Source organism: Pseudomonas fluorescens, from assembly GCF_902497745.1.
Classification (GTDB): domain Bacteria; phylum Pseudomonadota; class Gammaproteobacteria; order Pseudomonadales; family Pseudomonadaceae; genus Aquipseudomonas; species Aquipseudomonas fluorescens_BM.
Genome location: NZ_CABVHJ010000005.1, coordinates 133,155 through 158,148, shown reverse-complemented (window position 1 = coordinate 158,148; position 24,994 = coordinate 133,155). Strand labels below are relative to the sequence as shown.

Here is a 24,994-nt window from a genome sequence, read left to right as displayed (position 1 = left end):
TTTTTTTAAGTTTATTTTGCAGAGTGACGAAAAGCCCTTGGCGGACTGTCCAGACCCCGCTAAAGTCGGAAGTCCGCCTGCACCGAAATCCCGCAAAAAAACGCCCAAAGCCTAATGTTTCCGGGCTTTTAGCGTTTCTCAGCGAAACGCGTCCTGACAGTCTTCCCAACCGATGCCGCTCTGCGCGGTTTGCGTGATCAGCCACGGCAACGAGGTCTTCACCGCGTCCTGTTTCATGTTGAAATTGATCACCCCGTGTCGCCACAACAGCATCAGGGTCAGCACGCGTTGCGCACTCGGCGCGCCCTTGAGTTTGCCCGCGCCGTCCTGGGCATCGATGTCCCACAGCGCCACTTGCAGGCCTTGGGTATTGAAAAAACCTTGCGCATCGCTGCGACGCTGCCCTTCCGGTGGACGGAACAGCGGCACGTAGTTTTCCGGCATCTTGTTCTTCACCAGGTCAGCGCTGCGTCGCACCGAATCCTGCCAGTCCTGCCAGTGGCTGTGGGAACGGAACTCCCAACCCTGCACGCCGACGCACTGTTTCGAGAACCCGGCTTGCAGGCTGCTCACGGAACGATCGGCCAGCCGCGCCTGAATATCCTTGCCCAACACGAAGAAGGTACCGCTCAGGTTCGACTTGCGCAGGTATTCGGTGAGCCAGTCAGTGTTGTCCGGTTGCAGGTTGGCGGCGCTGTCGAAGGTCAGCAAAAACAGCCGGTCATGCATCTCGTCGCCGCTACGCTCGTAGTCACCGAAACGATCGATTTCGCTGCTGGTCTGCGGTGACAGCGCCGCCTTGCGCATCAGTTCGTCCAGATACTGCAGGTGGAAGATCCGGCTCGGTTCGGCCCACTTGGTGTAATAGCTGTCGTCGCTGACCACGAACTTGGCCGCTTGCTCACGCAAGGTCGGCAGGTCTTCGACGAGGAAACAGAACGAGGCGTCCTGATCGCAGCTTTGCTGGGCGTAGTTGTAGTTGGCCAACAGGCGCTGCCAAAGACGCTGGCGCAGGCTGTTGACCGCGTCGATGTTGATCGTGCGCAGGCCGAGCCGCTGAGCCAACGCGGCCTCGTCCATCGATTCGGTGCCCAGCAGACCACGGGCGAACATGAGGATTTCCGCCCGGGACGCCACATCAAACAGCGTCGGGTTGCTGAGTTGCTCTGGCCAGGTGCTGCGATCCAGCGTCGCCACATCGCCCGGCGCCGCCACGGCACCAAAGCTCAACAGCCACGCGGTGAATAAAAGAACAATGCGCAAAAGGGATGTCTCCATAACAAAACCCGCGCGGCACTATAGCTGATGTGCAAGGCTGAAGGACGCCGCCCTCACCCCAGCCCTCTCCCGGGGGGAGAGGGAGCCGATCTTCATTGATTTCAAAATTTGAGTTCAACTCGATAGATCATGTCGGCGTAAATCGACAGTACAACTCGGTCAGCCCCCTCTCCCTCCGGGAGAGGGCTGGGGTGAGGGAGCGATCCACCAGCCGTCGCAAATGCCGGTACTTACACCTGCCTATAACCCCCATAGCTGGAGTCAACACCGACAACCCCCTAGAATCGCCCCCACGATTAAAGGAGACGACTTCATGCTGATGGTGATTTCCCCCGCCAAGACCCTCGATTACGAAACACCGCCGGCGACCCAGCGCTTCACTCAGCCACAATACCTCGACCATTCCCAGGAGCTGATACAGCAACTGCGCGAGCTGACCCCGGCGCAGATCAGCGAACTGATGCACGTGTCCGACAAGATCGGCGGGCTCAACGCCGCGCGCTTCGGCAGCTGGACGCCCGCGTTCACCCCGGAGAACGCCAAGCAGGCGCTGCTCGCGTTCAAGGGTGACGTCTATACCGGCCTCGACGCACAGTCCTTCAGCGAAGCCAACTTCGACTACGCGCAAAAACACCTGCGCATGCTCTCCGGCCTGTATGGCTTGCTGCGCCCGCTCGACCTGATGCAACCGTATCGCCTGGAAATGGGCACCAAACTGGCCAACGCCCGTGGCAAAGATCTGTACGCCTTCTGGGGCACGCGCATCAGCGAGTGGTTGAACGAAGCACTGGCCGATCAGGGCGATGACGTGCTGCTCAACCTCGCTTCCAACGAGTACTTCTCGGCGGTCAAGCGCACAGCTCTGAACGCGCGGATCATCAATACCGAGTTCAAGGATCAGAAGAACGGCCAGTACAAGATCATCAGTTTCTACGCGAAAAAGGCCCGAGGCCTGATGAGCCGCTTCGTCATCCAGGAAAAAATCAACGATCCGGCCCTGCTCAAGCAGTTCGACGTACAGGGTTATCGCTACAGCGCCGAACAGTCGAAACCCGACAATCTGGTGTTTTTGCGCGACCACGCCCCGGAATAAAGCATGCCCAATGCACGACTCTTTCTATATAGAGTCGTGCAGCTCGCACGATGTCAAAAATCCCCCGCCCGTTTTCGCCATTTTTATGGCGCCAAAAAATACTCCCTGTCTTTTCTAAGATTAGTTTCACTCGACACTGATCAGTTTTTTCAGTAGTGGCACCTAAATTTTTTTTCAGTAGTGGCACAAAACTATCTAACGTGATTATTCGCCTGTTATTAAAGGTCGGAAAGGAAAGTGCTATCAAATTGATACTGGTGCCATCTCTGACAATATTTCAAGAAATTTCAGTTTTCGCGATGAGTGGACTGGAACTTCGTCCGAATGCATAGCTCATACCACCGGTAACGATTCTCGCCGAGTTTGTACGAGATAACTTACGCAGAGCAGATAGCCATGTAACCAAGTTGTCACAGCAACTTGCCTAGATGACTAACAAGTCTCAAAACAGACGAAGGACAGGAGATACGCACCATTTATATCCCCTACAAAGGCCATGGCCGCGCCCCTATAAACGTGCTCGCCTGAGCACCCAACCGCTTGATTTACAGGACTTTCATCCTGACTTCGAGCGCATAAGACGATTGCACAAGAGTCTTCTACGAAGAAGATCGGCTGCATAACAGGGCAAGTCATAACAACAAGGCCTGGTTGCGCACATCTTGAGTGCACTTATTTAGACACTCGAAACTTAGTATGCCTGCACACGGCATTGTGGCGCCTGTAAGCCGCACTTTCGAGTGCACTAATGAACGCTGAACACCATTAACTCCGGCCCTCTAAGGCCTGATATATACAGAGGTAATTGCGATGCGCATCAGCATATTTGGTTTGGGTTACGTTGGCGCAGTATGTGCCGGTTGCCTGTCTGCACGGGGCCATGACGTGGTTGGCGTCGATGTTGCCAAAGACAAGATCGACATGATCAACGCCGGCAAGTCGCCGATTGTTGAACCGGGCCTGGGCGAACTTCTGCAACAGGGTATCCAGACCGGTCGTCTGCGTGGCACGACCAACTTCGCCGAGGCGATTCGTGACACCGACCTGTCGATGATCTGCGTTGGCACGCCGAGCAAAAAGAACGGCGACCTCGAACTGAACTACATCGAAGCGGTATGCCGCGAGATCGGTTTTGTTCTGCGTGAAAAAACCACTCGCCACACCATCGTCGTGCGCAGCACCGTACTGCCGGGCACCGTGGCCAACGTGGTGATCCCGATTCTCGAAGATTGCTCGGGCAAGAAAGCCGGCGTCGACTTCGGCGTTGCGGTCAACCCTGAGTTCCTGCGTGAATCCACCGCCATTGCCGACTACGACCTGCCACCGATGACCGTTATCGGCGAGTTCGACAAGGCCTCGGGCGACGTCCTGCAATCGCTGTACGAAGAACTCGACGCTCCGATCATCCGCAAGGACATCGCCGTTGCCGAGATGATCAAGTACACCTGCAACGTCTGGCACGCGACCAAAGTGACCTTCGCCAACGAGATCGGCAACATCGCCAAAGCTGTCGGCGTCGATGGCCGTGAAGTGATGGAAGTGGTCTGCCAGGACAAGACCCTCAACCTGTCCCAGTACTACATGCGCCCGGGCTTCGCCTTCGGCGGTTCGTGCCTGCCAAAAGACGTGCGTGCGTTGACCTACCGCGCCGGTTCCCTGGACGTCGAAGCGCCGCTGCTCAACTCGCTGATGCGCAGCAACGAATCGCAAGTGCAGAACGCCTTCGACATCGTTGAAAGCCACGACAAACGCAAAGTCGCCCTGCTTGGCCTGAGCTTCAAGGCCGGCACTGACGATCTGCGCGAAAGCCCGCTGGTGGAACTGGCCGAGATGCTGATCGGCAAGGGTTACGACCTGAGCATCTACGACAGCAACGTCGAGTACGCCCGTGTTCACGGCGCGAACAAGGACTACATCGAGTCGAAAATCCCGCACGTATCGTCCCTGCTCAACGCGGACTTCGATTCGGTGATCGACAACTCCGACGTGATCATCCTCGGCAACCGCGACGAGAAGTTCCGCCCGTTGGCACAGCAAGCGCCGCACGGCAAGCAGGTCATCGACCTGGTCGGCTTCATGGCCAAAGCCACCGACGCTGGTACGCGCACCGAGGGTATCTGCTGGTAATGCAGACCTAAGCGACAAGCTTCGAGCTGCAGGACCTGCAGCTCGAAGCTTGCAGCTTGAAGCCTCCCTTACCTTCGGATGACGCTGATGAGCAAGCTCAAACATTTTTTTCTGCAATCAGCCGGCTGGCTTTTTTATCTCAGTCTGCTGATGGGCCTGGCCTTGATGCTGCCCACGTCCACATTCGACTCCGAGTCGAAGGACTTCATTTTCCTGATTGGCGCCGTGGGTATCTGGCGCTACTCGATGGGTGCAACGCACTTTGTGCGCGGCATGATTTTTCTTTACATCGTTTACCCGCACCTGCGCCGCAAAGTGCGCAAGCTGGGTAAGGCGGCGGATCCGTCGCATGTGTTTCTGATGGTCACCAGTTTCCGTATCGACGCGCTCACCACCGCGCAGGTCTACAGCTCGGTGATCCGTGAAGCCATCGACTGCGAACTGCCGACCACCGTGGTCTGCTCGATCGTGGAAATGTCCGATGAGCTGCTGGTCAAGGCACTGTGGACCCGGATGAATCCGCCCGACCGCGTCAAGCTCGACTTCGTGCGCATTCCCGGCACCGGCAAACGCGATGGCCTGGCCTATGGTTTCCGCGCGATCTCCCGTCACCTGCCGGACGACCGCGCAGTGGTGGCCGTGATCGATGGCGACACCGTGCTCGGCGAAGGCACCGTGCGCAAGACCGTGCCGTGGTTCCAGCTGTTCGGCAACGTCGGCGGCCTGACCACCAACGAGTTCTGCGAAGTGCGCGGCGGCTACATCATGAGCGAATGGCACAAGCTGCGTTTCGCCCAGCGCCACATCAACATGTGCTCGATGGCTTTGTCCAAACGCGTATTGACCATGACCGGCCGGATGTCGGTATTCCGCGCCACCGTGGTGACCAACCCGGAATTTATCGCCGACGTGGAAAGCGACTCGCTGCAACACTGGCGTCTGGGCCGCTTCAAGTTCTTGACCGGCGACGACAAGTCGAGCTGGTTCAGCCTGATGCGCCTCGGTTACGACACCTTTTACGTGCCTGACGCGGCGATCAACACCGTTGAACACCCGCCGGAAAAGAGCTTTATCAAGGCCAGCCGCAAGCTGATGTTCCGCTGGTACGGCAACAACCTGCGCCAGAACTCGCGAGCACTGGGCCTGGGTGTGAAACGCCTTGGCGCCTTCACTTCGGTGGTACTGTTCGACCAGCGCGTGTCGATGTGGACATCCCTGCTCGGTCTGACCGTGGCGATGATCGCCAGCTTCAAGTACGGCACCGCGTTCATCCTGGTTTACCTGCTGTGGATCGGCATCACCCGCCTGATCCTGACGTTGCTGTTGTCGTGTTCCGGTCACCGCATCGGCCCGGCTTACCCGGCGATTCTCTATTACAACCAGATCGTCGGTGCACTGGTGAAGATCTATGTGTTCTTCCGCCTCGACCAACAATCCTGGACTCGCCAACCCACATCCCTGACCCGTGATCTCGCCAGCTTTCAACGTTGGTTCAACACCTGGTCGTCTCGGACCATGACCTTCTCCGCCGGCAGCATTTTCGTCGCCGTGCTGCTGATGATGGTCTGACCCGCCCCTATTGAATTAACAAGGAAATCGCCCCTATGAATACCGCCGTCAACGCCAACGTAGTGCATGAATCCGAAGCCCAGCGCCAACACGCCCGCGTGAAAATCCCGGCCAAACTGCGCTTCTTCGGTCCCGACCGGACGCCGGTCGAAGCGCGGGTCATCGACCTGTCTGCCGGTGGTCTGGCGTTCAACGCCGGGCAAATGCCACTGACCATCGGCGAGGTGTACAAGGCGCGTCTGCAATTCGTCATCGACAACCTCGGCCTGGCCATGGACGTTGAACTGCAAGTGCGCTCCTACGACCGCCAGACCGGTCGCGTCGGCTGCCAGTTCCAGAACCTCGAGCAGCAGGACATTTCCACCCTGCGCCACCTGATCACTTCGCACCTGGCCGGCGACATCGTCAGCATCGGCGAAGTGCTGGCTACCCTGCAGCGCGACAATTTCACCAAAGCGCGCAAGGTCAAGGACGGCGGCTCTGGCATGACCCCGTTCGGCCGACTGAAAGCAGTGACCTTTAGCGCCGGTATCTTCGCGGTCGGTCTGGTCGCGGCGGGTTTCATTTTCAAATCGGTGTATGGCATGTACTTCGTCAGTCACGCGCAAGCCGGTCTGGTCAGCGTGCCGGGGATGAACATCACCATGCCGCGCGACGGCACCGTGCAGAGCCTGGTCAAGTCCGATGGCGTCGCGGCCAAAGGCGCGCCACTGGCGACCTTCAGCACCAGCATGCTTGATGTGCTCAAGGGCCATCTGGAAGAAGATCAACTGTCGCCGGCCAAGGTTGAAGAACTGTTCGGCAAGCAAATGACCGGCACCCTGACTTCGCCATGCGATTGCACCGTGGCCCAGCAACTGGTCGCCGACGGTCAATACGCGAGCAAGGGCGATGTGATCTTCCAACTGGTGCCGCGCAATACCCAGGCCACCGTTGATGCGCGCTTCTCTTATCGCCAGTTCGGCGACGTGCGTCCGGGCACTCCGGTGAGCTTCCAGATCGCCGGCGAAGACAAGACCCGCACCGGCAAGATCGTCAGCAGCACCAGCCTGAAAAGCGCCGACCTGTCCTCCGACATCCGCGTGCAGATCCAGCCTGACGAGCCGCTCGACAGCAGCCTGGCCGGCCGCCCGGTGGAAGTGAACAGCGACCGTGGCCCGAACCTGAACTGGCTGATCGACAAAGCCATGGCTGCCGGTCTTTAAGTCGAGGACATGCCTGTGACTACTCCACCCATCCTCAGAACACCACAATCCCTGTGGGAGCGAGCTTGCTCGCGAATGCATTCTGACATTCAGCCTCAGTGCCGACTGACACACCGCTTTCGCGAGCAAGCTCGCTCCCACATGGGATCGGTGTGTGCCTTGGCATTGGCGGTGAGTCTGGCCGGTTGCGCCGGCCTGCCCGATCAGCGTCTGGCCAACGAAGCGCTCAAGCGTGGCGACACCGCCACCGCCGCGCAGAACTATCAGCAACTGGCCGATCTGGGTTACAGCGAAGCGCAAGTCGGCCTCGCCGACATCCAGGTCGACAGCCGCGATCCTGAGCAAATGAAACAGGCTGAAGCGACTTACCGCGCCGCCGCCAGTGTTTCGCCGCGTGCCCAGGCACGCTTGGGTCGCCTGCTGGTGGCCAAACCGGGTTCCACCGAAGCCGAGCACCACGAAGCCGAAAGCCTGCTGAAAAAAGCCGCCGCCAATGGCGAAGGCAACACGTTGATCCCGCTGGCGATGCTCTACCTGCAATACCCGCACAGCTTCCCGAATATCAACGCGCAGCAGCAGATCGATCAGTGGCGCAAATCCGGCTACCCGGAAGCGGGTCTGGCGCAGGTGCTGCTGTATCGCACTCAAGGCACCTACGACCAGCACCTGGATGACGTGGAAAAGATCTGCAAAGCCGCGCTCAACACCACCGACATCTGCTACGTCGAACTGGCCACGGTCTATCAGAAACGTGCCCAGCCAGAACAGCAAGCCGAACTGATCAAGCAGATGCAGGCCAGTTACAGCCGTGGCACCGTCACCGCACAACGCGTCGATTCCGTGGCCCGTGTACTGGCCGATTCGACCCTGGGCAAGCCTGACGAAAAAACCGCGCAGTCGCTGCTTGAACCAATCGCTCCGGGCTACCCGGCGTCGTGGGTGACCCTCGCGCAACTGCTCTACGACTACCCGGAACTGGGTGACGTCGACCAGATGATGAAGTACCTCGACAACGGCCGCGCCGCCGACCAGCCGCGCGCCGAACTGTTGCTGGGCAAGCTCTACTACGAAGGCAAAATGGTTCCGGCCGACGCCAAAGTCGCCGAAGAACATTTCCAGAAAGCCGTTGGCCGCGAAGTCGCCGCCGACTACTACCTCGGCCAGATCTATCGTCGTGGTTACCTGGGCAAGGTCTACCCGCAGAAGGCTCTCGACCACCTGCTGACCGCTGCACGCAACGGCCAGAACAGCGCCGATTTCGCCATCGCCCAACTGTTCTCCCAAGGCAAGGGCACCAAGCCCGACCCGCTCAACGCCTACGTGTTCAGCCAATTGGCCAAGGCGCAAAACACCCCGCAAGCCGATGAGCTGGCGACTACCCTCGCCGCGCAATTGCCGCCCGAGCGTCTCGCCGAAGCGCAACGTCTGCTGCAACAAGAGCAAGCCAGCCGTGGCGCTCTGAACCCGAACACGCTGCAACTGCACGCCCTGCAAGAAGAAGACGGCGAGGAAAAATTATGAAGTTGAATCCATTCGTGAAGGCCGGTATTGGCCTCTCGTTCGCGCTGATCTGGTCTTGCCCGACACTGGCCGCGATGACTGAAACCAAGAACTTTGGCCTCGAAGTGAAAGTCACCGGCCAGTCCGAAGACGACCGTGACCTCGGCACCGCCAGCGGCGGCGACGTCAACGGCGTCGGCCTCGACCTGCGTCCGTGGATCTACGGCGAAAGCGGCGCGTGGAGCGCCTACGCCATGGGCCAGGCTGTAACCTCGACCGACATCATCGAAACCGACACCCTGCAACAATCCGACGGTGAGCAAGCCACCGACAACGGTGATCGCAAAACCAAGAAAAACTATTTGGCGATGCGCGAGTTCTGGGTCGGCTACAGCGGCCTCACGCCGTACCCGGGCGAAATGCTCAAGTTCGGTCGCCAGCGTCTGCGTAATGACGATGGCCAGTGGCGCGACACCAACATCGAAGCGCTGAACTGGACCTTCGACACCACCCTGTTGCGTGCCAACGCCGGTGTTGCCGAACGCTTCAGCGAATACCGCACCGACCTCAAAGAGCTGGCGCCGAAAGACAAGGATCGCCTGCACGCCTACGCCGATGCGGCCTATCAGTGGACGCCGGGCAACTGGGTCGGCATTCGTGGTCACCACACCCATGATGACGGCAAACTCGATTACGCCGAACCGGGTGTTCCGCGCGACTCGCTGGACAAGACCGAGAATGGCGACATCAGCTGGATCGGCCTGACCGCCGACAGCGACGCCTACAACTGGCGCAACACCAACACCGTCAACTACTGGGGCAGCATCACCGGCATGAGCGGCGACCGCGACACGGTCAACGCGCTGAACGCCGATGGTTCGCGCCCGGCGCAAGCCAAGCGCAGCGATGACGTCAACGGTTGGGCCACCGACATCGGTGTGCGTCTGCGCCTCGATCCGCAATGGCAAGTCGGCGGTGCCTATGCCCGCGCCAGCGCTGATTACGAGCAGAACGGTCTGGAGAGCAACCGCTCCAACTACACCGGTACGCGCTCGCGTGTTCATCGTTTCGGCGAAGCCTTCCGTGGCGAAATGAACAACATGCAGACCGCGACGTTGTTCGGTTCGTGGATGGTCAACGACGAGTACGACGCCAGCCTGATCTACCACAAGTTCTGGCGTGTCGACGGCAACAAGCCGGTCGGCAGCAACGGTATCAACGCCGTGGAAAACAACACCGACGACGCCACCGGCGCGATCCTCTCCAGCACCTCGCTGCCGCTTGAAGACGGCAACAAGGATCTCGGTCAGGAGATGGACCTGGTCGTCACCAAGTACTTCAAGCAGGGCCTGTTGCCGGCGGCGTTGAGCCAGTCGATCGACGAGCCTTCGGCCCTGGTGCGCTTCCGTGGCGGTGTGTTCAAACCGGGCGATGCCTACGGCAAGCAGGTTGATTCGTACATGCACCGCGCGTTCATCGACGTGATCTGGCGCTTCTGATGCAAACCGCCAAGGGAGTGCCCGACATGATCAGCACCAGGATAGGCTCACTCAGCCTGCTGGCAGGCGCGATGCTGCTGGCCAGCGCTGGCGCCTTCGCCAACGTGGAGCCGGCAAAGCCTGCGACCACGGCCAAGGAGCTGCAACAAGCCAAGACCTACACCGTCAGCAGCGCACCCACCGAAGCGCTGAATCTGGCCGCGCCAAAACTGCCCGACCTTTCCGGCTTCACCGCCGAGGCCGCCGCCGCGAAGATCAACCGCAGCAAAGCGGGCAAGATCAGCGTGCGCCGGATGATGCAGGAAGACGCGCTGAAGGACTTCATCGGCGGCGACAACAAGATGGCCGAATGGGTGGTGCGTCAGCACGGTATCCCGCAGGCGATCTTCGTCGACGACGGTTACATGAACCTCAAAGATCTGGCGAAGAAGCTGCCCAAGCAGTACTTCAGCGAGACCTCGCCGGGCGTGTACCTGTCGAAGCTGCCGATCGTCGTGGGCCGTAAAGGCATCCTCGAAATCGACGGCCAGACCCAGGAACTGCGCCTGTCGCAAGAGGCCGGTGCGTTCATGGTCAACGACGGTCAACTATTCGTGCGTGACACCAAAGTCACCGGCTGGCGCGAAAAGGAAAACGGCCCGGCGACTTTCCGTTCGCCGAAGGAGTTCCGCCCGTTCCTGCTCGCTTGGGGTGGCACCGAGACCTACATCGTCAACAGCAAGATGGCCAGCTTCGGCTACGCCAACAGTAAGTCGTACGGGGTGAGTATTTCCCAGTACACGCCAAACATGGCCAAGGTGCTCAAGCGTCCTGAACCGACTGGCTGGATCGTCGGCTCCGAGTTCTCTGACATGTGGTACGGCTTCTACTGCTACGAGACCCGCGACTTCGTGGTCAAGGGCAACACCTACAAAGACAACATCGTCTACGGCATCGACCCGCACGACCGTTCCCACGGCCTGATCATTGCCGAGAACACCGTGCACGGCACGAAGAAGAAGCACGGGATCATTATTTCCCGTGAGGTCAACGACAGCTTCATCTTCAACAACAAGAGCTTCGACAACCACCTCTCGGGCCTGGTGATCGACCGTAACAGCGTCAACAACATCATTGCCTACAACGAGATCTACAAGAACCACACCGACGGCATCACCCTCTACGAGTCCGCCGACAATTTGCTGTGGGGCAACAAGGTCATCAGCAACAAGCGCCACGGCATTCGCATTCGTAACAGCGTGAACATCCGCCTCTACGAAAACGTCGCCATGGCCAACGGCCTGACCGGCGTCTACGGCCACATCAAAGACCTCACCGACACCGACCGTGACATCAAGCTCGACCCGTTCGATGCGCAGGTGTCGCTGATCGTCGTTGGCGGTGAACTGGCGGCCAATGGCAGCGGCCCGCTGTCGATCGATTCACCGTTGAGTGTCGAGCTGTATCGCGTGTCGATGCTGGCGCCGACCAAATCCAGCGGCATCAGCTTCAACGGCATCCTCGGCGAGCGCCAGGATGAAATTCTCGACCTGCTGGTGCGCCAGCAGAAAGCCGTGCTGATCGACCCTGTCGAACGCCAGACCGAAATGCAGGACTGAGGATAATTTTATGCACCCACACTTGATCAGATTACTCAGCCTGTCGGCCCTGACCGTGGGCATTCTCGCGGCCAGCAACGGTGCCCGCGCCGATGAAGGCGCCGCTGCCACGCCGCCAAAATTCAGCGCCGAACCGTGCTGCAACCTGTGCCCGGCGGCGCATGACGCGAAGAACTACACCACGCGTTATCAGCAGAACTTCACCACGCTGGTGCAGGCGCAAGGCGACTGGTTGTTCCGGACTCAGGAAGATTTGCGCACCGAGTTCAACACCACCCCGGCCGGCTACAAACGCCTGCAACAGCTGCACGATGCGTTCAAGGCCAAAGGCGTTGAACTGGTGATCGTTTATCAGCCGACCCGTGGTCTGGTGAACCGCAACAAGCTCAACCCGCAGGAAAAAGCCGCGTTCGATTACGAGAAAGCGCTGGGCAACTACAAGACCATGCTCGGCCGTTTCGCCAAGATGGGTTACGTGGTGCCGGACCTGTCGCCGCTGACCAACGAATCGCTGCCGGACACCCTGCCCGCCCACGATTTCTACTTCCGTGGCGACCAGCACTGGACGCCATACGGTGCACAGCGCACGGCGAAAATCGTCGCCGAGAAGGTCAAGCAGATTCCGGCCTTCGCCGACATTCCCAAGCGTGAATTCGAAACCAAGCGCTCCGGGCGCATGGGCAAGACCGGCACCCTGCACAACATGGCCGGGCAATTGTGCGGCACCAGTTACGCCATCCAGTACATGGATCAATTCACCACCGAGCCTAAGGGCGAAGCGGGTGACGGCGACCTGTTCGGCGATTCCGGCAATCCGCAAATCACCCTCGTCGGTACTTCGCACAGCGGCAAGAACTACAACTTCGCCGGCTTCCTCGAAGAAGCCATCGGCGCTGACATTCTCAACGTCGCCTTCCCCGGCGGTGGCCTGGAAGGTTCGATGTTGCAGTACCTGGGCAGCGACGAATTCCAGAAGACTCCGCCGAAAATTCTCATCTGGGAATTCTCGCCGCTGTACCGCCTCGACCAGGAAACCATCTATCGCCAGATGATGTCTCTTCTCGACAACGGCTGCGAAGGCAAAGACGCACAGATGACCGCGAGCACCACGCTCAAGCCGGGCAGCAAACAAGAACTGCTGGTCAACAGCAAGAACCTGAACCTGCAGAACAGCAGCCATCAGGTCGACATCCGCTTCGCCGACCCTTCGGTGAAAACCCTGCAAGCCACCCTCTGGTACATGAACGGTCGCCACGAGGACATCAAGATCGAGAAACCGGAAACCTCCGACACCGACGGTCGTTTCGCCTTTGAGCTGCGCACGGACGAAGACTGGGCCTCGCAAAACCTGCTGGCGGTCGAAGTCCAGGGCCCGGAAGCGGGCACCGCGCCGCAGAAAGTCGAAGCGAAAATCTGCAAACGCAACGTATTCCCGGGCGCTGGGCAACAAACCGCTCAGGTCGGGCAATGAGGTCTGCTATGCGAAACTCGAAACTGAAAACTCTTTTAGCGCCGACGCTGCTCGGGCTGGCGATCTTCGCCGGCACCGCGCAGGCCGCCGCGCCACTGCGTCCACCTCAGGGCTATTTTGCGCCTGTGGATAAATTCAAGACTGGTGACAAAAGTGAAGGCTGCGACGCGATGCCGACGCCGTATACCGGGGCGCTGCAATTTCGCAGCAAATACGAAGGTTCGGACAAGGCCCGCGCAACGCTGAACGTGCAGTCGGAAAAAGCCTTTCGCGACACCACCAAAGACATCACCACGCTGGAACGCGGCACTGCCAAACGGGTGATGCAGTTCATGCGCGACGGTCGCCCGGAGCAGCTCGACTGCACGCTGAACTGGCTGACCGCGTGGGCCAAGGCCGATGCATTGATGTCGAAAGACTTCAACCACACCGGCAAGTCGATGCGCAAATGGGCGCTGGGCAGCATGGCCTCTTCGTACATTCGCCTGAAATTCTCCGACTCGCATCCACTGGCCCAGCATCAGCAGGAAGCGCAGTTGATCGAGGCGTGGTTCAGCAAAATGGCCGATCAGGTCGTCAGCGATTGGGACAACTTGCCGCTGGAAAAAACCAACAATCACTCGTACTGGGCTGCATGGTCGGTGATGGCGACGTCGGTCGCGACCAACCGCCGCGACCTGTTTGACTGGGCGGTGAAGGAATACAAGGTTGGCGTCAATCAAGTCGATGCCGACGGCTTCCTGCCGAACGAACTCAAGCGCCAGCAACGCGCCCTCGCCTATCACAACTACGCCCTGCCGCCGCTGGCGATGATCGCCAGTTTTGCCCAGGTCAACGGTGTTGATTTGCGCCAGGAAAACAACGGTGCACTGAAGCGTCTGGGTGATCGGGTGTTGGCGGGGGTGAAAGACCCGGATGAATTCGAGAAGAAGAACGGCAAAGAGCAGGACATGACCGACTTGAAAGAGGACATGAAATTCGCCTGGCTCGAACCGTTCTGCACGCTCTACACCTGCCCGGCGGATGTAATCGAGAAGAAGCGCGGCATGCAGCCGTTCAAGACTTTCCGCCTCGGTGGCGACCTGACCAAGGTCTACGACCCGTCGCATGAGAAGGGCAACAAAGGCTCTTGAAAGGCGAAAAGCAAAAGCCCCTCACCCTAACCCTCTCCCAAAGGGAGAGGGGACTGACCGAGGTGTTTTTGAGAAATCCGCCGAAATGAAATACCGAGTCGATCTCAGGCGTTGAAAAACAATCGAGATCAGGCGGCACAGAAATACCGGGTCGATCTCCTTTTCTGAAAACCATGGAGATCAGGCTCCCTCTCCCTCCGGGAGAGGGCGGGGGGTGAGGGAAAGATTTCAAGGCCCGGCACACCCCTGACAGAAACACCGTTTCACCCCTCCACTACCACGGGGGGTTTGGGGGGGCTTTGGCCCTTGACTGTTGGTTCAAACATGGAGAGATCGGGATGGTATTTTCATCCAACGTGTTCCTGTTTCTGTTCTTGCCGATCTTTCTCGGCTTGTACTACTTGAGCGGGCAACGCTATCGCAACCTGCTGCTGCTGATCGCCAGCTACGTGTTCTACGCCTGGTGGCGTGTGGACTTCCTCGCGCTGTTCGCAGCGGTCACGTTGTGGAACTACTGGATCGGCCTCAAAGTCGGTGCTGCCGGCGTGCGGACCAAACCGGCACAGCGCTGGCTGTTGCTTGGTGTCGCAGTCGACCTGTGCATCCTCGGCTACTTCAAGTACGCCAACTTCGGCGTCGACAGCATCAACGCGATGATGACGTCGGTCGGTCTTGAGCCGTTCATCCTCACCCACGTGCTGCTGCCGATCGGGATCTCGTTCTACATCTTCGAGTCGATCAGCTACATCATCGACGTGTATCGCGGCGATACCCCGGCGACGCGCAACCTGATCGACTTCGCGGCATTCGTAGCGATCTTCCCGCACTTGATTGCCGGCCCGGTCCTGCGTTTCCGCGACCTCGCCGATCAGTTCAACAACCGCACGCACACCCTCGACAAGTTCTCCGAGGGCTGCACGCGGTTCATGCAGGGTTTCATCAAGAAGGTCTTTATTGCCGACACCCTCGCGGTGGTCGCCGACCATTGCTTCGCCCTGCAGAACCCGACCACAGGTGATGCCTGGCTCGGCGCACTGGCCTACACCGCGCAGCTGTATTTCGACTTCTCCGGTTACAGCGACATGGCCATCGGTCTGGGCTTGATGATGGGTTTCCGTTTCATGGAAAACTTCAAACAGCCGTACATCAGCCAGTCGATCACCGAGTTCTGGCGTCGCTGGCACATCAGCCTTTCCACCTGGCTGCGTGACTACCTGTACATCACCCTCGGCGGTAACCGTAAAGGCACGCTGATGACCTATCGCAACCTGTTCCTGACCATGCTCCTCGGTGGTCTGTGGCACGGCGCGAACATCACTTACATCGTCTGGGGCGCCTGGCACGGCATGTGGCTGGCGATTGAAAAAGCGCTGGGCCTGAACACCTCTCCACGCAGCCTCAACCCGATCCGCTGGGCGCTGACCTTCCTGCTCGTGGTCATGGGCTGGGTGATCTTCCGCGCCGAGAACCTGCACGTTGCCGGTCGTATGTACGGCGCGATGTTCAGCTTCGGCGACTGGTCGCTGTCGGAACTCAATCAGGCCAGCCTCACCGGTCTGCAAGTGGCGACTCTGGTGGTGGCGTACGTGACGCTGGCCTTCTTCGGCCTGCGCGATCTGTACACCAACCAGCCGCCAGCCAAGACCAAGCCTGAAGTCAACGTCGAGGCCAACGGCCCTGCCACCGCGACCCCGGGGATGATCAAAGCAGCGCCAGGCGAAAACCCGGCGAGCATCCATGAGCCTGGCTACACCGTCGGCGTCGAAGCCCAAGTGCAACCGGCCTACTGGAGCGCGGATTGGTCGCGCTACGTGATGCGCGGCCTGATCCTGCTGCTGTTCATCGCTTCGATTCTCAAACTTTCGGCGCAAAGCTTCTCGCCGTTCCTTTACTTCCAGTTCTGAGGGATCTGACATGACCCGCTCATTACGCATCTTCTACATCGCCCTGTTCCTGGTGACGCTGTTGGTCCTCGGTCTGTGGTCGGTTCGCAGCTTCTTCGGCTTCAGCACCAACGCCGATGCGACGGTGCTCAACGGCCGTTGGACCAAGGCTGTGGAAACGCACTACGACGATGAATTCCCGATCAAGCGTCTGGGTACCAATCTCTGGGCCGCGCTGGATTTCAAACTGTTCAACGAGGGTCGTCCGGGCGTGGTGCTCGGTCGCGATCAGTGGTTGTACAGCGATGAGGAATTCAACCCGATCGTCAACGAAGAGCTGAACCTGCAAGGCAACTATGCGCTGGTCGAAGGCGTGCGCCAGACCCTCAAAGAGAAAGGCGTGAAACTGGTAATGGCGATCGTGCCGGCCAAGGTTCGTCTGTACCCGGAGCATCTGGGTGAAGTGAAACCGGCGAGCATCCACGAAAACCTCTATCAGGATTTCCATGCTCGTGTAGCCGCCGACAAGATCCTCGCCCCTGACTTGCTCAAGCCGTTCCAGCAAGCCAAGCAGAACGGTCAGCAAGTGTTCCTGCGCACCGACACCCACTGGACGCCGGAAGGCGCCGAGATTGCAGCCAACACCCTGGCGAAAACCATCGCCGACAAGTTCCCGCTCAGCGGCGAGCCACAACGCTTTGTTACCACGCCAGCGGAGAAGGTCACGCACAAGGGCGATCTGCGCTTGTTCCTGCCGCTCGATCCGCTGTTTGAAAACCTGATGCCGGCGCAAGAGCCGCTGCAAAAGCGCAACACCGTCGCGGCCGGCGATCAGCCTGCCGGCGACGACGCGCTGTTCGCCAGCAATGAAGTGCCGGTGGCACTGGTCGGCACCAGCTACAGCGCCAACCCTAACTGGAACTTCGTCGGTGCGCTGAAACAAGCGCTGCACAGCGACGTGGTGAGCTACGCCGAAGACGGCCACGGCCCGATCCTGCCGATGCTCAGCTACCTGAAAAGCGATGACTTCAAGAACAGCCCGCCACAGGTGCTGATCTGGGAGTTTCCTGAACGTTATCTGCCTGTGAACAACGAAATCGGCGACGCCGACCCGCAGTGGGTCGCAGAGCTTAAACAAGCCGGCGCGCGCCAGCAAAACGTAGCAATCAACACTAAATCCGAGACGCCCGATCGGGCGCAAAACTGAAAGAGAGGTACACCATGACTTTCACTACTACTCCTCGTCGTCTCGCTAAAAGCTTCGCTCTGGTTGCTGGCCTCAGCGTGCTTTCCGTGCCTGCCTTCGCCGGTGGCGATGCCGCGCTGTACGGCCCGACTGCACCGAAAGGCTCGACCTTCGTGCGTGTCTACAACGCCAGCAACGCAGAAGTCAGCGCCACCGTTGGCAGCACCAATCTGAGCGACGTTGCGCCACTGGCCAGCAGCGACTTCAGCTTCATGCCGGGCGGCGATTACAGCGCCAAGGTCGGCAGCCAGACCCTGCCGGTGAAACTCGCCGGTGACCACTACTACACCCTGGTCAACAACGCTTCCGGCGCGCCGCAACTGATCGAAGAGCCGCCGTTCAAGAACAAGCAGAAATCCCTGGTGCGCGTGCAGAACCTCAGCGACAAGCCGCTGACCCTGAAGACCGCCGACGGCAAGACCGACGTGGTGCCGAACGTGGCCGCCAAGGGCCGTGGCGAACGTGAAATCAACCCGGTGAAAGTCAGCCTGGCGCTGTACGAAGGTGACAAGAAAGTCGGCGACGTGAAACCGGTTGCCCTGGAGCGCGGTGAAGCGGCGGTGCTGTACGTCACCGGCAGCGGCAGCAGCCTGTCGCCAGTCTGGGTGAAACGCCCGGTATCGACCCGCTAACAAATTTTCCGACCTGACGCAGTCCCCCCATGTGGGAGCGAGCCTGCTCGCGAATACGGTCTGACATCCAACATCAATGTCGACTGATACGCCGCTTTCGCGAGCAGGCTCGCTCCCACCCTTGACCGGGTTGTCAGTTCGGGTACGAGACAAAAACAAGAGTGAAACGACACAGCGTTCGTGCCTCTAACCAATCGATTTTATGGAGTAAACAATATGATTCCGGTGATCTTGTCAGGTGGTAGCGGTTCGCGTCTCTGGCCGCTTTCGCGTAAGCAGTTCCCTAAGCAATTCCTCGCCCTGACCGGCGAACATACCCTGTTCCAGCAGACCCTCGAGCGCTTGGTGTTCGAAGGCATGGACACCCCGATCGTGGTCTGCAACAAGGATCACCGCTTCATCGTCAACGAGCAGTTGGCCAATCGCAAACTGGAATGCCAGCGCATCCTCATGGAACCGTTCGGCCGCAACACCGCGCCGGCCGTGGCGCTGACCGCAATGATGCTGGTCAACGAAGGTCGCGATGAACTGATGCTGGTGCTGCCGGCCGACCACGTGCTGGAAGACCAGAAAGCCCTGCAACGCGCTCTGGCCCTGGCCACCGTCGCCGCTGAAAATGGCGAAATGGTGCTGTTCGGCGTACCGGCGACCAAACCGGAAACCGGTTATGGCTACATCAAATCCACCGGCGATTCGCTGCTGCCCGAAGGCGTCAGCCGCGTTTCGCACTTCGTCGAAAAACCTGACGTCAAACGTGCCACCGAGTACGTTGAATCCGGCGGTTACTACTGGAACAGCGGCATGTTCCTGTTCCGCGCCAGCCGCTTCCTCGAAGAGCTGAAAAAGCACGATCCGGACATCTACGACACCTGCCTGCTGACCCTCGAGCGCAGCCAGCAGGATGCCGACACCATCACCTTCGACGAAGCCACCTTCGCCTGCTGCCCGGACAATTCCATCGACTACTCCGTCATGGAAAAAACCCAGCGCGCCTGCGTGGTGCCGTTGACCGCTGGCTGGAGCGATGTCGGTTGCTGGTCGTCGCTGTGGGAAGTCAACGAGAAAGACGCCAACGGCAACGTCACCAAGGGCGATGTGGTCATCCAGGACAGCAAGAACTGCATGATCCACGGCAACGGCAAACTGGTGTCGGTGATCGGCCTGGAAAACATCGTCGTGGTCGAAACCAAAGACGCCATGATGATCGCCCACAAAGACAAGGTTCAGGGCGTCAAGCAGATGGTCAACACCCTCAACGAGCAGGGCCGCAGCGAAACCCAGAACCACTGCGAAGTCTATCGTCCGTGGGGCTCGTACGACTCGGTAGACATGGGCGGACGTTTCCAGGTCAAGCACATCTCGGTGAAACCGGGCGCGTGCCTGTCGCTGCAGATGCACCACCACCGCGCCGAACACTGGATCGTAGTCAGCGGCACCGCCGAAGTGACCTGCGACGAGAACGTGTTCCTGCTCTGCGAAAACCAGTCGACCTACATCCCGATCGCCTCGGTGCATCGCCTGCGCAACCCGGGCAAGATCCCGCTGGAAATCATCGAAGTTCAGTCGGGTTCGTACTTGGGTGAAGACGATATCGAGCGCTTCGAAGATATCTACGGCCGCTCCACCCCGATCGAACGTGGCGTGTCGGTGAAGACCATCGCGCAGTAAACCGATCAGCAAGACAAGAAGCCCTCGTCCAGCCCACTGCGTCCCCATCCGCAGCGGGTTGGGCGGGGGCTTTTTTCGCGATGTTCATTTATCTATTGCTGAGCACTCAACCCAGGCAAGCCACGCTTGTTGCGTCTATTTGCGGTGGCGAGAGGATCCTCGGCAATCACCGCCATCGAAGTTGATTCAGGTGCCGCCGAACCGAATCCCGCCTGCAACATTTGCAGCGCCAACGGGCTGAGAGAGCTACTCGATAACTCAAGGGTATTGCCCCATGGATTGTCAAAACGTGCAGCGCCAACGGGGTCCGTGCGCAGACCGATCAATCCCGCGGGGCCTGCGGAAAAAGGCATACGCGATAGCTGAGGATTGATATGACTGCCTTGCCGGGAACTCATCTGTGCTTGAGCATCACGAATTTCCACCAGTCGGGCTCCAGTCTCCAAAGCGCTGCCGAGTGCGCCAACCAACGGGTTCTTGGCATATGACAGGGTCTTGCCAAGTACCTGGGCTCCTTCGATAACTTTTCCTCTGGTTTCTACCGACATTGCAGGCAGCGCGCCAGACCGACCGGAAATAGGCCTGCTGTCACGCCCGGCTTGGTGGCCTGGCTCGGTCACCAAGCCATCCCGATCAAGATAAAACACCGGATTGTTGCGCATCGCCCAGTATCGATTGAGGCCATCAACATGCTCTGCCGGGTCTGGATTGATCCAGCGCTGCAACCCTGCGGAGTAATAGCGAAAGCCGAAATAATAAAACCCGGTGGCATCCAGTTCCTTGCCCAGATAACCAAAGTTTTTGTAACTGATATCGCCGTCGATCAAGGCCGTTCCACCGAAGGGATAAAACACTTCAAGGCTGAGCAGCAGCCCTGCGTCATCGAGCCTCAGGCTGATGGAGCCCAGGTGATCGGTGAAGTCATAGCTAAAGCGGTCGTTGATGCCCGACGGCGGCGGACTGTCCCAATGCACAATCCGTACAGTGTTCAGCGCACCTTTTACGGTGATGAGCTGTCGTCGCTCGTCACGGCCTGCATGCGCGTGCAGTTCCAGCCCAGGCAGGTAGCGGGTTTCAGCGATGATCGTGCGGGCATTGGTCTGCCATTGGTGAACCTTGCGCACGCGCAGGCCGGCACCGTCGTAATGGTATGACTCGCAGTCATCGAGCCCACTCTGACGCTGTACCGGTGTCACGCTAACGAGCTGGTTGCGCAGATCCCAATGCAGCCTTCTGCCTCGATCGGGTTCCAGCAGGTTGCCTCTGGCATCGAAGGCCGCAGCGATTTCCGCTTCGGTAGGCGGAGCGCCGTCGCGCCAGGACAGGCAACGGTTACTGTAGCGTGCGGCTTCAAGCTGATGCCCGGGGCTCTGGCCTCCGACATGGATGAGCTGCAACAGATTGCCCCCATCGTCGTAGCGGTACGCCTGTCGGTAGTTGACGACGGCTGCCGGAACGCTGTGTCGAATCGCGTCCGGGCCGCCGCCCTCCCAACCGGTAGCGTCACTCAATCGGTATTGGCTGTCGTAGTTGAAGCGGCTGATCGGGTCGATGCGCTGATTGGCGAAATAGCGAACGGGAATCGCCTTGTCCTCGATGCTCAGCACATTACCCATCGGGTCATAGTCGTAGATCAGCTGCTGCAATAACTCGCTGCCGGTTTTCCCGGCCCGACGCTCCTTCAAACGTCCGTCCTCGGGTCGATAGGTCAGGGTTGTCCGCACGCCATTGCCCGCCACCTCCTGCGTGACTTGCCCCTCGGCGTTGTATTGGATATCGCTGATCAGCGTTTGTGCTGCGGGGTCATCCTTCAACTGCAAGTGACGGGCCCGCAAGCGTCCATCGAGCGTCAACTCACAACCGTGACGGTTGCCCCGCGCATCGGTCTGTTCAAGCACCTGACCGAGCGGCCCGAAACGCCAGTGGCTGATTGCGCCCTCGCCCGGTTCCAGCAGGCGCTGGCGATCATCAATGGGTTCAGGCCAATCCGGGGTATTGAGCTCAACGGTGTAGTGGCGGCTGTTTTCGAGGCATTGTGCGCTGATCGCAAAGGCATGGAACAGCACACTGCCCGCCGGATCATCGTGACGAATCACCTGGCCGAGCTGGTTTTGCAGCGGATCCCCCATACCCGGCTGACCATACACAAAGCGCTCGACACAACGTCGCGACTGCGACTCTCCTTCTTCGAACACGGCTACCGGTCGCAGCAACGAATCATGCGTGATGTCGCGACGGGTTCCACGACTGTCCCAATCAAACAGCACTTGAGCGCCGAGTCCGGGCAATGCGAGACGCGTTCCGGCGTCGACACTGTCTGAGCGCAGCACTTGCCCACTCAGTGAATAAACCGTGAGCACATTGGCCGGTGCCCGTGGATCGATCATTTGCAGCGCCCACAAACGTGGGTCCCACTGCTCGACAGCACGCCCGGCAGCGTCATGCGCGACGCGATGGATGCGGGCCTGAGCAGGGCACAGCTCCTCGACACGCCAATAGTCCACTGTGCGGGTCGGCAGTCCACGCGGATCGTAACCTTCAAGCGTCGGCGTTTTTCGATAAATGCCCATGGGTTTTCCTCAGCACATGACCTCATTCTTTCTGCCTGCTGCATCAGAGCAGCGGTGGTCAGGACTGCCTACTGTCAGAAATTACAGTTCCGACCGACGGTGCATTGGCTTGACGTGTGAATGTCTATTGCGCTGCCCCTTCGGTAGGATGGTGTGCACGAGTCCAAGGAGCGTACCCACATGTTCATCGGCGTTTTGCTGGTCATCACCTGGCTGATCCTGTTGCTGCGCTATCCGGCCAAGGCCTTGCCGGTCTCCGTTGCAGCCGCCATCGGCCTCGGTCTGGTGGCCGTCTGGGTGGTATGGCTGGACAATCGCGAGATCAAGCAACTGGCGCGCCTTGAGATGCGTATCGCCTACGCTCACGAACAATGCCCGGCCGATCGTCCGCTGCAACTGAAAATGAAAAATGGCAACGACGTTCCCCTGACCGAACTGCGCTGGCGCATCGCCGCCTATGCGCCGGGCGACACGGTCAATCTGGCCGACAACCAATACACCGCCCCGCGCTATCGCGGCCCCGGCGAATTGCAGGCCGGCGGCGAATGGGAAGACTGCCTGCCGATGCCGCCGCTGCGCCCCGGTTATCGCCCGCAAACCCTGGAGTTTCGCGCCGAGCGATTGCAAGGTAGTTTCTCCGACTGATCTGCTCCCTCAACTTTTCTGCACAAGGAATGCGCCATGCCCGTTGCGTTGATTACCGGTTGTTCCAGTGGCATCGGCCGCGCCCTCGCCGATGCGTTCAAAGCCGCCGGCTTCGAAGTCTGGGCCAGTGCGCGCAAGGCTGAAGATGTCGCGTTGCTGGCATCAGCCGGGTTCACCGCCGTGCAACTCGACGTCAACGACAATACGGCGCTGGAGCAACTCGGCGAGCGGATTAACCAGCAACACGGCGGCCTCGACGTGCTGATCAACAACGCCGGTTACGGCGCCATGGGGCCGCTGCTCGACGGCGGCGTGCCGGCCATGCAGCGCCAGTTCGAAACCAATGTGTTTTCGATAGTCGGCGTCACCCGCGCGCTGTTTCCGGTGCTGCGCCGGACTAAAGGTCTGGTGGTGAACATCGGCAGTGTGTCCGGCGTTCTGGTCACGCCGTTTGCCGGTGCTTACTGCGCTTCGAAAGCGGCGGTGCATGCGTTAAGCGATGCCTTGCGCATGGAGCTGGCGCCCTTCGGCATTCGCGTGATGGAAGTGCAGCCGGGGGCGATTCAATCGAGTTTCGCCAAGAACGCCGGGCATGAAGCCGAGCAGTTGATCAATGAACAATCACCGTGGTTTCCACTGCGTGAAGGCATCCGGGCACGGGCCAAGGCGTCGCAGGACAAGCCGACGCCGGCCAATGAGTTTGCGGCGGTGTTGCTGAAGGCTGTGCAACAGAGCAAACCGCCGCGGTTGATCCGCATTGGTAACGGCAGCCGGGCGTTGCCGTTGCTGGCGACGTTGTTGCCCAAGGGCTTGCTCGAATCGACATTGATGAAGCGGTTCGGGTTGCGCGCAAAGCTCTGAACTAGAGTCGACACCTTCGCGAGCAAGCTCGCTCCCACATTGGCTATCTGTCATACCGAAGATCTCCTGTGGGAGCGAGCTTGCTCGCGAAGAGGCCAGAAAATACACCTCAAACACTCAGCCCCAACCCTTCATGAAATCAATGAACGCCCGCACTTTCAGCGGCAAATGCCGGGTGTCCGGGTACAGCGCATACACCCCTTGCGGCGCAAACCGGTAATCCACCAGCAAACGCTGTAACCGCCCGGCATCGAGATCGTCCTGAATCAACCACTGCGGCAGAATCGCCACGCCTTGCCCGGTCAGAGCAAACGCCCGCAGCGTCGCCGAGTTGTCCGCAACGATCGTGGTAGTCCCAGGCTTTGGCTGATAAAAATGCTCTTTACCGGCCGGATCGGTCACGGTCATTTCCGGCACCCGCCCATGCCCCAAAGTCGGCATCGACTCCAGCGTTGCCAGCGTGGCCACCGGCGCAAAGCGTTCGACCAACCCCGGCGCCGCCACTGCCAATACCTCGAACGTCGACAACTGCACCGCACGCAGATTGGAGTCGTGCATGCGCCCCAGCCGAATCGCCATGTCAAAGCGCTCGGAAATCAGATCGGCATGGGTCGAAGACGTCGACAAATGGATGTTCAGCTGCGGTTGCTGCTGGCGAAACACCTCCAGCGCCGGCACCACCTGAGCCAAGGCAAACTCGACAGTCGTGGTAATGCGCAAGGTGCCTTTGAGCTGTGCGTGCTCGGAACGCGCCTCTTCGATCGCCAGCCGCGCCTCATCCAGCGTGCGCAGGCAGCGTCGATAAAAGCGTTCACCGGCATCGGTAAGCGCCAGTTGCCGGGTATTGCGCGTTAGCAAGGTCACGCCCAGTTCTTCCTCCAGGCGCTTGAGGTTGAAGCTGACCACCGCCCGCGTTTGCCCTAGCGTATCGGCGGCAGCCGTGAGTGATCCCGCCTCGACCACGGCTTTGAAGGTGTCAAACCGATCCAGGCTGACCATATCCACGGCACTCCTTG

At 59.5% G+C, this 24,994-nt stretch carries 18 protein-coding genes; 15 read left to right on the top strand and 3 right to left on the bottom strand.

The window, feature by feature from the left end:
* Positions 1–138 precede the first annotated feature (138 nt).
* The gene (locus F8N44_RS09705; RefSeq protein ID WP_412071509.1) at positions 139–1,278 is read right to left on the bottom strand and encodes a polysaccharide deacetylase family protein; all 1,140 of its coding nucleotides are present in this window, start codon (positions 1,276–1,278) and stop codon (positions 139–141) included.
* Positions 1,279–1,591: 313 nt separating this feature from the next.
* Between F8N44_RS09705 and yaaA the strand changes: the two genes are divergently transcribed.
* From yaaA to F8N44_RS09640, 13 genes are all read left to right on the top strand, one after another.
* A complete protein-coding gene (gene yaaA / locus F8N44_RS09700; protein ID WP_150650157.1) occupies positions 1,592–2,371 on the top strand; it encodes a peroxide stress protein YaaA in 780 nt (259 codons plus the stop codon).
* Positions 2,372–3,181: 810 nt separating this feature from the next.
* Positions 3,182–4,498, top strand: a complete 1,317-nt coding sequence (locus F8N44_RS09695; protein ID WP_007914305.1) for a nucleotide sugar dehydrogenase — start codon at positions 3,182–3,184, stop codon at positions 4,496–4,498.
* An 87-nt stretch (positions 4,499–4,585) separates the two neighbouring features.
* On the top strand, positions 4,586–6,067 hold the full coding sequence (gene alg8 / locus F8N44_RS09690) for a mannuronan synthase (protein ID WP_191630881.1): 1,482 nt from the start codon (positions 4,586–4,588) through the stop codon (positions 6,065–6,067).
* A 35-nt stretch (positions 6,068–6,102) separates the two neighbouring features.
* Complete coding sequence (locus F8N44_RS09685) at positions 6,103–7,272, top strand: alginate biosynthesis protein Alg44 (RefSeq protein ID WP_150650155.1); 1,170 nt, start codon at positions 6,103–6,105, stop codon at positions 7,270–7,272.
* Positions 7,273–7,281: 9 nt separating this feature from the next.
* Positions 7,282–8,793: an alginate biosynthesis TPR repeat lipoprotein AlgK gene (gene algK, locus F8N44_RS09680; RefSeq protein WP_412071508.1), complete on the top strand. Its 1,512-nt coding sequence runs from the start codon at positions 7,282–7,284 to the stop codon at positions 8,791–8,793.
* The gene (locus F8N44_RS09675; protein ID WP_150650153.1) at positions 8,790–10,271 is read left to right on the top strand and encodes an alginate export family protein; all 1,482 of its coding nucleotides are present in this window, start codon (positions 8,790–8,792) and stop codon (positions 10,269–10,271) included. Before algK ends, F8N44_RS09675 begins: the two co-directional genes overlap by 4 nt.
* Positions 10,272–10,297: 26 nt before the next feature.
* Positions 10,298–11,869, top strand: coding sequence for a mannuronan 5-epimerase AlgG (gene algG / locus F8N44_RS09670; protein WP_150650152.1), 1,572 nt, complete (start codon positions 10,298–10,300; stop codon positions 11,867–11,869).
* A gap of 10 nt (positions 11,870–11,879) precedes the next feature.
* On the top strand, positions 11,880–13,340 hold the full coding sequence (locus tag F8N44_RS09665; protein WP_150650151.1) for an alginate O-acetyltransferase: 1,461 nt from the start codon (positions 11,880–11,882) through the stop codon (positions 13,338–13,340).
* An 8-nt stretch (positions 13,341–13,348) separates the two neighbouring features.
* Complete coding sequence (locus F8N44_RS09660; protein ID WP_150650150.1) at positions 13,349–14,473, top strand: mannuronate-specific alginate lyase; 1,125 nt, start codon at positions 13,349–13,351, stop codon at positions 14,471–14,473.
* 338 nt (positions 14,474–14,811) lie between these two features.
* Positions 14,812–16,377: an MBOAT family O-acyltransferase gene (locus tag F8N44_RS09655; protein WP_064118394.1), complete on the top strand. Its 1,566-nt coding sequence runs from the start codon at positions 14,812–14,814 to the stop codon at positions 16,375–16,377.
* Positions 16,378–16,387: 10 nt separating this feature from the next.
* Positions 16,388–17,563: an alginate O-acetyltransferase gene (locus tag F8N44_RS09650; RefSeq protein WP_150650149.1), complete on the top strand. Its 1,176-nt coding sequence runs from the start codon at positions 16,388–16,390 to the stop codon at positions 17,561–17,563.
* A 14-nt stretch (positions 17,564–17,577) separates the two neighbouring features.
* The gene (locus F8N44_RS09645; protein ID WP_007914291.1) at positions 17,578–18,234 is read left to right on the top strand and encodes an alginate O-acetyltransferase AlgF; all 657 of its coding nucleotides are present in this window, start codon (positions 17,578–17,580) and stop codon (positions 18,232–18,234) included.
* A 216-nt stretch (positions 18,235–18,450) separates the two neighbouring features.
* Positions 18,451–19,902, top strand: coding sequence for a mannose-1-phosphate guanylyltransferase/mannose-6-phosphate isomerase (locus F8N44_RS09640; protein WP_007914094.1), 1,452 nt, complete (start codon positions 18,451–18,453; stop codon positions 19,900–19,902).
* A 92-nt stretch (positions 19,903–19,994) separates the two neighbouring features.
* Here the strand turns inward: F8N44_RS09640 and F8N44_RS09635 are convergent, their stop codons facing one another.
* Positions 19,995–22,472 carry an RHS repeat domain-containing protein gene (locus F8N44_RS09635; RefSeq protein ID WP_150650148.1) on the bottom strand — a complete coding sequence of 826 codons (2,478 nt, stop codon included), beginning with the start codon at positions 22,470–22,472 and terminating at the stop codon, positions 19,995–19,997.
* A gap of 180 nt (positions 22,473–22,652) precedes the next feature.
* Here F8N44_RS09635 and F8N44_RS09630 point away from each other — a divergent pair, with 180 nt between their 5' ends.
* Positions 22,653–23,117 (top strand): multidrug transporter, encoded by a 465-nt coding sequence (locus F8N44_RS09630; protein ID WP_150650147.1) that lies wholly within the window; start codon positions 22,653–22,655, stop codon positions 23,115–23,117.
* 36 nt (positions 23,118–23,153) lie between these two features.
* Positions 23,154–23,978: an SDR family oxidoreductase gene (locus F8N44_RS09625; protein WP_150650146.1), complete on the top strand. Its 825-nt coding sequence runs from the start codon at positions 23,154–23,156 to the stop codon at positions 23,976–23,978.
* A 117-nt stretch (positions 23,979–24,095) separates the two neighbouring features.
* On the opposite strand, the gene F8N44_RS09620 is transcribed toward F8N44_RS09625, so the two are convergent.
* Complete coding sequence (locus F8N44_RS09620) at positions 24,096–24,977, bottom strand: LysR family transcriptional regulator (RefSeq protein WP_150650282.1); 882 nt, start codon at positions 24,975–24,977, stop codon at positions 24,096–24,098.
* Positions 24,978–24,994: the final 17 nt, after the last annotated feature.